Raw genomic sequence first — 13288 nt, 5'->3', positions numbered from 1 at the left:
TGTATGTATAATGTAACAATTACAACGACAGGCATTTTTAATGAGATTCGTCCTTCTTTGTTTCCTCTTGTAGAGGGCAAGGAAGGGATTACGTTTATGAATGCTTTGGAGTATAGTACGGATGATATTTTGCCTTTTGAAGAGGGCGATGATATTACGGATAATGGACCTGAGATTGAGCTAGAGCATGAACGGATTCGAGCCTTTATAATCGCTCTTTGCGCAGAACATGGTAAACCGTATAACGAATTACGAGATGAGTTCGTAAAGGCTTTGCCTGAGTTTATGCTAGATGGTACCTATAAAGGTGAGGAGCTACTTTCAGCAAAGAGAAGAGGGCGTTACAATGTCCATGCCTTGTATAAGAGCGTGCGAGGACGAGATTTACTATTCCAACGCAATTATGGAAATACGAATGGGATGCTTTACTTATCTGACCATATGGTGGGATATTTAATAGAGTCTTTATATGGTAGGAGTGGAATTTTTGGAATGGCAGCAGGAGCACAGCGTATTACCACTCCTTTGCGGTGTTATACCATTCATCAAGCAATAAATCGCGTTGATAGATATTATTTACCTGAGTTGATTGCAGTTCAAGCCCTAGATAATACCTATTCTATGGATGAATCAAACCGGTCCGAGTTTCTGATGATTGCTGATGCATTGGGGGCTTATATGGTGCAGACCATGCATGGTCAGACAGAATCTGAGCAGTTAGATACATTGTCCAAAGATCCATTTTTCCGCAAAATTTGTGAACCTGTTCATCGGTTTTATAGGAACTTGACCAATGATGCTATCATTTCTGTATATGATGAAAGCAACGACTGGGCTGATAGTTTATTACATGATTATATTTATAATCTGTATGATAGATTCAGCGAGGGACTCGACTACTGGGAGGAAGGAAATGAAGGCGTACTTGGTTATGTGAGATATCGTATACTAAGCCCTTTGGCGGATGATCTTGTTAGAGAACTATCTCAGGAAAAGCTACGCGTCGATTTATATCCTGGCTTGAATAAAGCTACAGAGTATTTTAATTTTTTGGTGCCCTATACGAGCAATGCAAAGAAAATGCTTATACATATAGGTATTAAAGAAGATGATTGTACGAGCGATATAACTAGTACTGAGAATGCCTGTGTAGGACTATTGTCTCATGTAGAAACTCAGTTGACGGTATTGGAACGTATATATTGCCTTCTAGATGCTTGTTATGAGGCTATTCGACGATATCAAAACTATGAAGCGCTTGTGCCTATAGTTGATACTTTGGATGCAACTATAGGTGAGGTAGATATAGAATCTCCTGACTCTTGGCAGGCTGAGTATGTGCAGCGAGTATCTCGATTATCTAAATGGTACCGCATGCTAGGGAATGCTTTCACAGGAAATAATATCTATTGGAATTTATTGCAAGACCTCATTACAGCACAAGAGCAAGCACCGTTGGTTCATGAGCCTTATTTTAATAACTATGTTTGTGATGTAAGCTGTCAGGACAATGTCTTTAATCTGGAATGTTTGCGGTATTTATTGTTGCATCATGATATTGAAACAGATAATCGTGAAAGCTACGAGCACCGTGTTCAGCCTATCGATCATCCATACTTCAAGATGCCTTTCGAGGCGTATGGGCAAATACACGATTTGCTAGACTTAGAGACTGAACTCAATAGTAATGATATTGTATATTTCTTAGTTCTCTTGAAAGCAATCCATCGTTTCTACCTAGATCAATTAGACCAAAATCTATGGAAAGAGTTGCTCCAATTATGGTCTATGTATGATAAACGAAATTTCCAAGACTATTATGCAGAATGCTTATGTGCTAAGTATATGACTTACCTAGCTGTTTATATAGGAGATAGAGAACAAGCAGAGCACTTTAAGCAGGATTTACACACAAGCTTTGAGAGGGCAAGACATTGGCATGAGCCCGTACCAATTGACTATGGATGGTCTACCTTTGCATTCTATACGATGGCTCAAATTGACGAAGCCCTTGGTAATTTAGACTTAGCTCAAGATAACTATGATAAAGCCTATGTTACACAAGCCTATACACAAGCTAGCTGGGCTTACAATGAAAGCAAATATAGCAGCCTCTGGAACGGAACTCAACCATCAACAATTGAAAGAAAAACAGTAGCAACTGAAATGAAACTTGTCGTAGACGTAATCAAACCAGATTTTGAGGCTGTTATACAGGAGAATAAAGGTAAATTCTCCACTATTGACGAGTATAAAGAGTACTTCAATACACATATGATGTATCTATATAGATAAATCGTTGTATAGGATAACTAAAAACGCCTTACAAAAAGCAAATAGCCTTCCGTTGCCTAGTGTAACTAGATAACTGAAAGGCTATTTCCTAATCTTTTTTCGATTTCGAGATGCGCTCGATGTTTCGACTCGTCTGACTATCTTTTAATATGATAGAGATAAAGGTATATCATCAAATTAAGATGAATATGTACAATTGTATTAGATTCTTAAACAGATTTATTTTTGAGTACTGACAATTAAATTTAATAATAAGATGTATAATAAAGTATAGTGATTCAAGCAACATAATTTGCATTAGGTATACTCTTGGCAAACCGCATATATGAATGTGTATGGTGTGCAATTCGATGATGTAGTTGGAGAATAGGGGGCGCTTATTATGGCAAGCACAGTAATCGATAGTAAAGTGTTTGGCGCATTATTTAGTACTGATGAAATGAGACGTGTATTTAGCGATCTAAATCTTGTACAGAAATGGTTAGATACCGAGGCAGCTCTTGCACAGGCACAAGGTGAACTCGGTGTGATTCCTAAAACGCAAGCTGAAGATATCGTTAAGTATGCTGATGCTAAGGCTCTTAATATTGATGAGATTGGCGAGTTCTATAAATCCTCTATTACCATTGTTCCTTTGTTGAAAGCTTTCAAAGAAATCCTGCCAGATAATGCAGGCGAATATGTCCATTGGGGAGCCACAAGCCAAGATATTGTCGATACAGGTCTTATCTTGCAAGAGAAAGAGGCATACCAAATTATCTTACGAGATATGAAAGTGTGCCAACAACATGTACTCAATCTTGTAAAAAAATATAAAGATACCATTATGTGTGGTCGTACTCATGTTATTCATGCGTTGCCGATTACATTAGGTTATAAAGTAGCTGTATGGGCCGATGAATTGGGGCGCGATATTCAACGGTTAGAAGAGATTGAAAAACGTGTATTTGTGGGTCAAATGTCTGGTGCGGTTGGTACATTAGCATCACAACCAGAAAAAGGCTTAGAAACACAACAACGCATGATGGAAATTTTGGGGCTCGGTCAACCGACCATCTCCTGGCATGTTGCTCGAGATAGCCAAGCAGAGTTTGCTAGTACACTAGCTTTGTGTGTCGGTACATTAGGCCGCATTGCTCATGAGATTTTAAGCTTACAACGTACAGAAATTCTTGAGTTAGAAGAACCGTTCTTCATGGGTAAAGTTGGTTCCTCTACTATGCCACATAAACGTAATCCTCAAGTATTAGAAAACATTATCGCTGTTTGTCGTAGTGTACGTACCATTGCTCCTGGTATTGCAGAAGCCATGATTTGTGAAAATGAACGCGATTGGGGATGCTTATTAACAGAATGGGAATCCATCCCAAGAGCCTGTGAATTATTGGCTGCTGCTTTAGAAAAATCTAAAGACGTATTAGAAAATCTCATTGTATATCCAAAACATATGGAGCAAAATCTATACAAACTACGTGGCTTGATGATGAGCGAATGTATCATGATGCATTTGGCACCTCGTTTGGGGCGTATGACAGCACATTCCATTGTTTATCGTACATGTATGAAAGCCTATGAAGAAGAGGCGCAAATGAAAGATGCCTTGATGGCAGAACCAGAGGTTACGGAAGCTTTTACAGAAGCAGAAATCGACTATATGTTGGACCCTCATAACTACCTTGGTCTAGCCGTTCAATTTGCAGATCGAGTACTACAAAAATATAAATAAATCACTATCCTATGAATACTAAAAAGCCCGTCCTAAGACGGGCTTTCCTTATATATTTATCTGTATATTTCTATTATTCGTTCCTTATTGTATCGTATATTAGTTCGTTCTATAATAGAGCTAGGATAGTTAGATGAGGTTGGGCCTCTCTTCGTTTTTGAAGGGAGGGATAAGCCTATGAGTGATTATGAATTAATCATGCTCTTATTACAGGTGATAACTGTGGTTATTGCTTTTGGGGCATTAATAGCGCTTATTTGTCTTACAAAAGACAAATAGCCCTCCGTTGCCTAGTGTAACTAGATAACTGAAAGGCCATTTCTTCATGTTTTTATGTAACTAGAGATGAGCCTGACGGTACGACTCGTCTGACTATCTTCTTATATTATAATAAGGTTATGATATATCGTCAAATTATGATGAACACGTGTATGGCATACAGTTTGATGATGCCGTTGTAAAATAAGAAAAACTCCTATTGGCTTTAACCGATAGGAGTTTTGGTTTTATAATTGTAATTTTATAGTACTTTTAGGCCTATTATTAAGTCACAGATTATAACAAATTAATTATATTTCTTTTACATCATCAGGTATAGCCGGAGGAGCCGGTGGTTTACCCATGGATCGTTCAATGAACACTACAGCCACAAAGACGATGAGGCTGACGATGGAACCGAAGATGATGGACATGATACCATATGGGTTGCCAACGAATTCCCAGTACACGCCTGCGATGGAGCCGAGCACGATGGACCAAATGCCAGCGCCAGCTGTTGCATTTTTCCAAGTGAGGCCAAGTAGGAATGCAGCGAATGGGCCAGCGGATCTCATTGTGAAAGCAAATACGAGCATCGGAATGATGGCTTTGCTTACGAGGGAGATGATAATGGCGATGATGCCTAGGAATAGCACGCACAGACGGCTGTAATTTGTGAGCTGAGCGTCAGTGAGGCTTTTACCAAAATGATGTTCCACAATATCCTTGGTAAATACAGTAGCAGCGCCTAAGAGGTCGCCTGCGCCTGATGAAAGCGTAGCCGATACGACAGCGGCCATAACGAAGCCTGCCATTACTGGCGGCATGAGGTTAAGTGCTACCGTTGCCACCGCATTGTTCGCTTCGATGTTCGGAAACTCAGCCAATGCTACGAGGCCTAAAACCGCAGGAACAAAGGCGAATAGAGCCATAATAATCCCGCAAATGATAGAACCGAGAACGGCTGTTCTTTCATTTTTCGCTGCGAAGTACCGTTGAACTGACTCTTGCCCAGTGGAGAAGGTCATGAAGTACATGATGACAAGGCCGATGATGGTTTTCCAACCCACCTTTGTAAAGCCTAGCTGTTCAGGTGGCAATTTTGTCACTACCGATTCCCAGCCACCTACATTGTGCAACACAAACGGCACCGCGAGGGAGAAGCCCCCAACGAGAACGAAGAAATGGATAACGTCTGTCATCGTTACGCTCCACATACCGCCGGACATGGTGTAAATTACGAGTACCGCACCGCAGATGAGGATGGCGAGCTCTGTTGAAAGCCCGGTGAGAACGCTAATAATGGTTGCAGTTGCTGTAATCTGTACGCCTGCTAGTGTAATTGTTGCCAGCATGGACAGAATGGAAGTAATGAGATGGCTAGACGCGCCGAAGCGACGGCCGATGATCTCCGGTACTGTTGTTGCCATGGCACGCCGTAAGAGCGGTGCGATGAAAGCAACGAGAATAACACCAATCCCTGCAGATACGACGTACCAACCTGCAGATAAACCCCACGAACCATACGCTTTCGCTGCTACACCTACGGTACTCCCACCACCGATTTCTGTAGCCGCTAATGTGCCTGCCGTCATAAGAACCCCAATACGACGACCTGCGAGTAGATAGTCAGTACTATCTTTTACACGAATATGACAATACACGCCGACTAATAAATTTAGTAATAAATAGGCGCAAACAATAACCCAAATAATAGTCAGAGAATCCATATGACACCTCCAAAAATTTACACTATCTAGAGATTCATACTAAATCACCCTTACTACTTGCGGTGCATATATCAAGTATAGTTTAATTATCCATAAAAACTGGGGAAAATACAAAGAGGAGTTTCTTTGAGTGATGGAGAATGTATATATATTAGGAAATAAAAAAGCCCGTTATTAACGGGCTTTTTTATTTATTTATCTGTATATCACTATTATTCGTTCCTTATTATGTCGTATATTAGTTTCGTCCTATAATAGACTTAGGATAGTCAGATAAGGTTGGACCTCTCTTCGTTTTGCCTTACAAAAAGCAAATAGCCCTCCGTTGTCTAGTGTAACTAGATAACTGAAAGGCTATTTCCTAATGTTTTACTGATTTAGAGATGAGCCTGACGTTACGACTCGTCTGACTATCTACCTATATTATATGAATAAAGATATATATCGTCAAATTGAGATAAATCTTATAAATATCAATATAGGTAAATCCTATATACTAAATTATAAAATTATTAATCATAGGCACAGCCTTATTTGCATAGTATACTTATGCTAATAAGGCTGTGCTTATTTTATTGAGAGACAAGATTCATTTTTTGAGAGAGGTTTTTATGATTCAACGTATTTTGATGCTAGCTCTTGTGTTGCTGGCTTTCACCATGCCTACAGAGGCAATTACATTTCAGGATCTGAAGACATTACCACAGTTTAAGTTGGTTCATCAGCATGAGTATGAGAAATCGAGTGCTATTGTTAATGATGGTGGTGGTATGTATGTGTATTTAAATACCTATTCTGTGGAGGTTCAAAAGTATGCGCCACCACAGTATACATTAAGTGCTATTTATTATGTGGTACACACGTCGCACTATCAGGCTGAGATTATGGAAAATAAGCTTACTGTTAATTATGATGCAAACTATTCATTGGCGACTTTGATTAAATCATCTAATATGATGAATCCTAGTCCATCTATGTTGGCTTTGATTGAGGCTAGTGAAAGTAAGTCTGGGTTATTTATGTCTAGTACAGACAGTGCGATTTATACATTAGATGGTGCGCTTAAAAGGACTCCGTCTTTAAAAAATACTAGAAATCTTCCAATTCATCGAAAGAATATTCTTATGTATGATTTAGCTGATGCAATGTTTATGGCTGCCTATCAGCAGCATTTTGATGATATTGTGGTACAGTGAGGTGGACGATGAAACGCATATATTTATTTTCACTATGGTTACTAGTCTGCCTCGTATTACCGATACAAGGTCAAGCCGTATCACAAGCTGAGTTACTAAATCCGCAGCATTATCAGCATATCGACTCAACTGTTGATTCTGGCCGAGGAGATGGCAAATACTTGGACCTCAGTTCCATTAAAGCTGTGGATGCACCCGATGGTCATCGACGTGTGGAGGCGTCTATTTACGTCTTAATGCCTGCATCAAATCTCATTCAAGGCATTCAACTGCAATATGATTACGACTTAGAGCGATCCTTACGTCATTTGATCACTATTCATGACAGCGGATTACAACAAGGCGCTAATACGCCGTATATCTCTATTTGGCGTGCAAAACAGGAAAATTCCGGTATTATAGGGACCGTTAACGGTGGCATTGCTTTTAATAATGAAGGTGAAACACGCCGTCAACGACTTCAAAAAGAACATTTAGAAGCGATGATATTACCACCTCAATTTGGAATGGAACGGTATACAATAGCAAACATAATCTATCAGAAGGCCTATGGAGTGGCCTATGATGATGAGCCGTGATAGGTTATGAACAATACGAGAATGGTTCAAGCAGTGGATAGACTTAGGTGGATAATTAAACTTGTTTTTGGACTCTTGTTAAAACTTATACTTTTGCTTATTTGGGGGCTCTCTCTTTGGGGCTTTAGTAATCTGCTGTATGATCGATATGTATTAGAAGCATATCCATTGAGGGATTATCTTCCAGTATTGATATTTACCTTTGGGAATATTTGTATTTTGCCGGGGATTATTTTATGGTATGAAAAGATTTATCCCGCATTTGATAAACCTAATATATATTATAGAGTAAAAGCCTGGTACATTTCTCTGAAAGAGCGATCTTTAGTGGGAGCATCTATCTTTTATAGTATAGATTTTGTTATAAAGCTAGGGCTATTAATGTATGGCACTCTTATTGTTTTAGCTATTGTTATTTTTGTGTCTCTTACTTGGCTCCGGTTCTGATTATTACTGGACTGATTCTTCATTAGCTCTTAAAAGCTCCTAAACACTCATATTGGATTTCTGATATATACTAAAATATAAAATTATTAATAATAGGCACAGTTTTGTTTGCATAGTATACTTATGCTAATAAGGTTGTGCTTATTTTGTTGTAATGTGAGAGAAAAAGAAAGGATTTTATGTTACGTAAAAGTTTGATTATGATGGCGCTAGCAACTGCTTTCACCATGAACGTAAACGCTGTGCAAATCAAAGTGCCAGAGGGGCAACCACCTGTGCCTGGGGCCGATGCAAGCATTCCTGCTAATGCATATGAAAATTATTCCCATATTAATGAAAAGGCGATACAAGAAGCAGAGGCATTTAGTGCCAAAGTACAGAAGACCGTGGAGAAACCTAGCATTGCGATAGAAAAGGTTTTCAAAGAGAAATCTGGATTGGCTAAAGCGGTTAAGCTGGGGGAGTACTCACAATCTACTGTCATCTTACTTCATGATGAAAAGAATAATATCCGTTTAGCTGTTCCAAATATTAGCTTGCGTGGAGACACGGTTGAATCTAAATCGAGTGACGGTCCTTTATTTGTGGTTCGTGGTTTTACAAGTATTTTGATGGTGGGGCCACCACATGGTAAAGAATTTAGTAAACGTATGCACAATGAAGGTGTCTATAGCTATCCGAGCTTAGAAAATGCATCTTGGAAAATCCTTAAAGCCAAGACACATGTAATGTATACAGAGTTTACGCCTAAGAACACGAACACTACCTATGGTATTACATATCTTGGAGGTGGTGATGTGAAGGAACCATACCAAGATAAAATAGCTGAAGTGGTAATGAGTAATTATATTATTCCATCTATTGAATCTCTATCTAGGCTGGATAATTATAGCCATGTTAAACATTGGGACAATTTCAGTTATCGTATTCCTAAAAAGGCTAAGTTAGTGAGCGAGGCTATGGAAGATAACAAATATGAGGTTCGTACTTATGAAGATGCAGGCATTAAGATCCGTGTGTTACGCTTTCAAATAGACCCTAATGTTGTTGATAAAAGTTTGGCAAAAAAACAAATTTTTGCATTTTTGAATAAATATGGTGACCTCGAGGCGCCTACACAGTATGCAACAGTTTGGAATAATGGTCTTCCAGGCTTCCTAGTTGATCGCTATAAATTTAATGGGGGATCCTATTTACGCCATTTTACAAAGGATTCTGGATATTATTATAGTTATCGCATTGACTATGATGAAAGCAAATCTTCGTATAAGCATAAACAATTGCGCGATATGGTTGAATATGTAGATTTTGATAATGTTGAAAGTTTACGAAAGGCACCTCAATGGCGTATAAGTGATAGCCATAAAAAGAAGCTTGATGCGGATCCAATCTTTAATCCGTGGTATATGGAATGGATTAAAATATTAACTCAATAAGATTATGTATAAAATAAGTGGTTTGAGTTGTTCATAAAATAGTTCAGGAGAGAGATCATGAAAAGAAAATATTTGATTACAGGGCTTGTTATAGGCCTGCAATTGGTAAGTGGTTATAGTTATGAATCGGATGCAAGTTGGCTGAGTAAAACTTGGGACCGCCTTGAAACAAATGCAGCGAAGCAGTCTTATGATTGACCAAAAGCTGAGCAATATACTCATTATGCGGGCGGACAAATTGTAGGAGCCAACTTACCAGAAGAGGATATGATGGTCCTTGGTGTTTCATTAGGTAATACCTTTGATAGTGTAAAAGCTAGTTTAGGACAGCCTACTAAAGAAACTAGTAGAGGACTTACCTATGGTGGTGTTACATTTGGGAGTTTTAAAATGGATGGTGTGGGCTCTATTGTTACCTATATGATGATCGAGAATCGTGATGCTACTACACATAGAGGTATTGCCGTAGGCGACTCCATGCGAAAGGTCCTTAATGTATATGGCAGACCTGATTTAGTGGATACTAACAATCGATGGTTTTATGGGAAATATCGCTATCGAACTGATATGATGCATGGCGTACAATTTGAACAAAAAGGCGATAAAGTCAGTAAGATTTTGATTTATAAATGATTATATTCTTACCATATCTATGAAAAAAAGCCGAGCTTTTAATCATTAGAATTAGCTCGGCTTTTATTGGTTTATTCATATATTTATATAATATGGTCTTTATTGTATCGTATATTAGTTTGCTCTATAATAGACTTAGGATGGTTAGACGAGGTTGGGCCTCTCTTCGTTTTTGAAGGGAGGGGTGCTTATGAGTGGGTATAAAATCATTATGGTATCCTTGGGATTTTATCAGTCATGATATCCTTTGGAGCACTTGTGGCGCTTATTTGTCTAGAAATAGCAAAATAGCCCTTCGTTTCTTCGGAAATTAGATAAAACGAAAAGGCCATTTCTACATGTTTATATGTTACTAGAGATGAGCCTGACGCAACTACTCGTCTGACTATCTACCTATATTATAGGGGTAAAGATTTATATCGTCAAATTGAGATAAACTGGAGGTCCTTATGAAAGCATTTGAAACAAAGGATTATAAAGCTTTTACCATGTTTGAGAATCGTTGGGCTCTTGTTACGGCTGGAACGCTTGATGATTTTAATACGTGTACAGTTAGTTGGGGCAGCATGGGCAATGTGTGGGGCCCTAATGGCGGCGACATGTCTACGGTGACGGTGTACATTCATCCGGCCCGCTATACGCAGGAATTTATGGCAAAATACGATACCTTTACAGTGAGTTTCTTCCCTGAAAGCTACCGCAAGGCGCTTGGTTACTTAGGATCTCATTCTGGTCGCGACGAAGATAAGGTAGCTAACTCTGGACTAACCCCGGTGGCGGCAGGCGATGGGGTGACTTTCAAAGAAGCAGAGTTAACCTTTGTATGTAAAAAGCTATATGAACATCAGTTTGATGAAGCCTATTTGGCAGAAAAGGTAAAAGACTATTATGCATCTAATCCTGCTGTATATACACAAGCTGGGCATGATCGTTGGGAACCTCATTATATGTACATTGGCGAAGTAGTTGGCGCCATAGAGGGCTAGTCTATCTACTGAATAGTTGTATAATAATATAATACAAAAAAGGCAGCCTAGAGGCTGCCTCTTTTGTTGTTATAGTTATTTAAAAAGGAGAAAGTGAGACGGTATTTACTACCTGTATTTATCATATCATAGAGAATGAGTATGAAATTCCACATATTGTAAACGTAACATTTTTGATCTGTATCGTATATTATACTAATTACAATCTATTATTTAATCCAAGTTAATCATCAAAATATATCATAAAATCGATGAAAAATAAGTATACAAAAGCTAAGTGTAATGAATGGCTTATATAGTGACTTCTTTTGTTGATCAGTACTATAAATAGTGTAAATTGATAAAATTTTTATAAAATATAATCCCACAAAAACTGCAAAATCTGATATAATATTAGTATGAAAATCGACGTATGTAAGGACTAAAAAATGGTGTGTATGAAGTGATTTTCTGGTCTAGAAAATCACTATATCCTTAGTATTCAGTCGATATAATCGGAATGTTGTATATATGAAATGACTACGCAAATGCGTAGTTTTTATTATTTTTTGTTTGGTGTAGGTAGTCCCATGAGTGTAGTGAAGCCCTTATTATGGCTATTAGAACCGTATATCGTATACAAGGCCTATTTGTGGGGCGCCCGTTTCATGGCACAGCCTTTTACATGGGAAGGCGAATTAGATTGGTTCGCTTTTATGCTAACCATACTGCTCGTCATTGATGTGGTGGCGTTGCCCTTGGTGATCTTCTATTGCCCTGGTTTGAATCCTGGGGTACGTGTCCCTGACTGGATTCGCCGTTTAGGAATGCCTATTTATGCCGTCCATAATTGGCTTGATAGTAAGGTGGGTGGCGACACATCTACGCCGATTGTATGGCTTCGTAAAGCCTTGCATTCCTTGCTTTTATTCATTTATTATCTAGTGCCATTTTATGTGGGTGGTCATCTCGTAATGGGTCTCGTAGTAGCGCTCATGTATGACGTCCTCGTATGGGCGCATGGAGGTGTGTGATGACGACTTGTGAATGGCCGACGACGCCTTTATATCAGGAGTATCACGATTACGAGTGGGGACGACCAATTCATGATGATCAACATCAATTTGAACATCTTTGTCTTGAAAGTCTCCAATGTGGCCTAAGTTGGCTTACGATTTTGAATAAACGAGATATCATTCGAGAATGCTTTGATCATTTTGATATTGATGCGGTGGCTGTTTATGGTGAAAGTGACATTGAACGCATCATGCAGACGGAGGGGATGCTTAAGCATCGTCCTAAAATTGAAGCTATTATCAATAATGCTGCTGCTTTTAAACGTATTCAATCTGAATTTGGTTCGTTTTGTAATTATATTTGGGGATTTACAAATCATAAAACGATTATTTATGAAAACCATCCTGAAGGGCATTTCCCTACTAAAAATGGTCTATCCACGCGGATTAGCAAAGACTTAAAGAAGCGAGGATTTAAGTTTGTAGGGCCTGTAACAATTTATTCACACCTACAAGCCAGTGGTCTCATCAATGATCACGGTAAAGACTGCCCTTGTTTTGAGGAGATTAATAAAACAGCAGATATCGTACGTTTACCTGTAGACGATGAAGCGTAAGGGAGATAAGCAGAGATTAGTTAACAATAGTTTTTGCGCATGATTGAGTTTACATAATTGAATTTGTTGTTATGTGGAATTGGGTGTACACTAAAATCGATGAGGCGATAGCGACTCATCTCATGTTGGCCCGCTTTATATAAACACATATACTCTCTCTCTCCTAAGCGGGTCTATCATTAGTTCTCTCTCAACGCTATAAACTATACAGAGCCTCTACCTTATTGGGTAGAGGCTTTTTGCTGTATATAATGTTATAAGAGGAGTAATGCCGTATTAGGGAGACCTATAACAGCATTAAACAGGCTATATGTATGGTCTTAAAAAATCTTTAATTAATTCAATTTCATAGTATATATTTTATACCATATAAATTGATTTCTTTCGATGT

Annotated in this window: 10 protein-coding genes and 1 pseudogene; 10 read left to right on the top strand and 1 reads right to left on the bottom strand. The window is 38.6% G+C overall.

From position 1 onward, the window contains the following. Positions 1-3 precede the first annotated feature (3 nt). Together E7L28_RS05955 and purB are read left to right on the top strand one after the other, a co-directional pair. Positions 4-2295: a hypothetical protein gene (locus E7L28_RS05955; RefSeq protein WP_314932663.1), complete on the top strand. Its 2292-nt coding sequence runs from the start codon at positions 4-6 to the stop codon at positions 2293-2295. A 382-nt stretch (positions 2296-2677) separates the two neighbouring features. Continuing rightward, positions 2678-4021 carry an adenylosuccinate lyase gene (gene purB, locus E7L28_RS05950; protein ID WP_314932661.1) on the top strand — a complete coding sequence of 448 codons (1344 nt, stop codon included), beginning with the start codon at positions 2678-2680 and terminating at the stop codon, positions 4019-4021. 569 nt (positions 4022-4590) lie between these two features. Here purB and E7L28_RS05945 read toward each other — a convergent pair. Continuing rightward, a complete protein-coding gene (locus E7L28_RS05945; RefSeq protein WP_316711513.1) occupies positions 4591-6009 on the bottom strand; it encodes a sodium:solute symporter family protein in 1419 nt (472 codons plus the stop codon). Between the two features lie 611 nt (positions 6010-6620). Here E7L28_RS05945 and E7L28_RS05940 point away from each other — a divergent pair. The 8 genes and pseudogenes from E7L28_RS05940 to E7L28_RS05905 all read left to right on the top strand — a co-directional run bounded on the left by E7L28_RS05940 (position 6621) and on the right by E7L28_RS05905 (position 12897). Then, complete coding sequence (locus tag E7L28_RS05940) at positions 6621-7205, top strand: hypothetical protein (protein ID WP_101928884.1); 585 nt, start codon at positions 6621-6623, stop codon at positions 7203-7205. 8 nt (positions 7206-7213) lie between these two features. Next, the gene (locus tag E7L28_RS05935) at positions 7214-7783 is read left to right on the top strand and encodes a hypothetical protein (RefSeq protein ID WP_101928883.1); all 570 of its coding nucleotides are present in this window, start codon (positions 7214-7216) and stop codon (positions 7781-7783) included. A 6-nt stretch (positions 7784-7789) separates the two neighbouring features. Next, a complete protein-coding gene (locus E7L28_RS05930; RefSeq protein ID WP_101928882.1) occupies positions 7790-8230 on the top strand; it encodes a hypothetical protein in 441 nt (146 codons plus the stop codon). A 179-nt stretch (positions 8231-8409) separates the two neighbouring features. Then, a complete protein-coding gene (locus E7L28_RS05925; RefSeq protein ID WP_316711510.1) occupies positions 8410-9666 on the top strand; it encodes a hypothetical protein in 1257 nt (418 codons plus the stop codon). Between the two features lie 57 nt (positions 9667-9723). Next, positions 9724-10299: pseudogene (locus tag E7L28_RS05920) on the top strand (TonB-dependent receptor). Positions 10300-10748: 449 nt separating this feature from the next. Then, positions 10749-11285 (top strand): flavin reductase, encoded by a 537-nt coding sequence (locus tag E7L28_RS05915; protein WP_316711508.1) that lies wholly within the window; start codon positions 10749-10751, stop codon positions 11283-11285. 569 nt (positions 11286-11854) lie between these two features. Then, a complete protein-coding gene (locus E7L28_RS05910; protein ID WP_316711505.1) occupies positions 11855-12298 on the top strand; it encodes a hypothetical protein in 444 nt (147 codons plus the stop codon). Next, complete coding sequence (locus E7L28_RS05905; RefSeq protein ID WP_316711503.1) at positions 12298-12897, top strand: DNA-3-methyladenine glycosylase I; 600 nt, start codon at positions 12298-12300, stop codon at positions 12895-12897. Before E7L28_RS05910 ends, E7L28_RS05905 begins: the two co-directional genes overlap by 1 nt. The last annotated feature ends 391 nt before the right edge of the window (positions 12898-13288 follow it).

The organism is Veillonella parvula, assembly GCF_032575955.1.
GTDB classification, from domain to species: Bacteria; Bacillota; Negativicutes; order Veillonellales; family Veillonellaceae; genus Veillonella; species Veillonella parvula_J.
The sequence above is the reverse complement of the archived record's forward strand: the minus strand, read 5'-3'. Positions and strand labels throughout refer to the sequence as shown.

Excerpts from the sequence above, each read along its gene's own strand:
- E7L28_RS05955 (WP_314932663.1), top strand. The coding sequence starts at position 4 with ATGTATAATGTAACAATTACAACGACAGGCATTTTTAATGAGATTCGT.
- purB (WP_314932661.1), top strand. The coding sequence starts at position 2,678 with ATGGCAAGCACAGTAATCGATAGTAAAGTGTTTGGCGCATTATTTAGT.
- E7L28_RS05945 (WP_316711513.1), bottom strand. The coding sequence starts at position 6,009 with ATGGATTCTCTGACTATTATTTGGGTTATTGTTTGCGCCTATTTATTA.
- E7L28_RS05940 (WP_101928884.1), top strand. The coding sequence starts at position 6,621 with ATGATTCAACGTATTTTGATGCTAGCTCTTGTGTTGCTGGCTTTCACC.
- E7L28_RS05935 (WP_101928883.1), top strand. The coding sequence starts at position 7,214 with ATGAAACGCATATATTTATTTTCACTATGGTTACTAGTCTGCCTCGTA.
- E7L28_RS05930 (WP_101928882.1), top strand. The coding sequence starts at position 7,790 with ATGAACAATACGAGAATGGTTCAAGCAGTGGATAGACTTAGGTGGATA.
- E7L28_RS05925 (WP_316711510.1), top strand. The coding sequence starts at position 8,410 with ATGTTACGTAAAAGTTTGATTATGATGGCGCTAGCAACTGCTTTCACC.
- E7L28_RS05915 (WP_316711508.1), top strand. The coding sequence starts at position 10,749 with ATGAAAGCATTTGAAACAAAGGATTATAAAGCTTTTACCATGTTTGAG.
- E7L28_RS05910 (WP_316711505.1), top strand. The coding sequence starts at position 11,855 with ATGAGTGTAGTGAAGCCCTTATTATGGCTATTAGAACCGTATATCGTA.
- E7L28_RS05905 (WP_316711503.1), top strand. The coding sequence starts at position 12,298 with ATGACGACTTGTGAATGGCCGACGACGCCTTTATATCAGGAGTATCAC.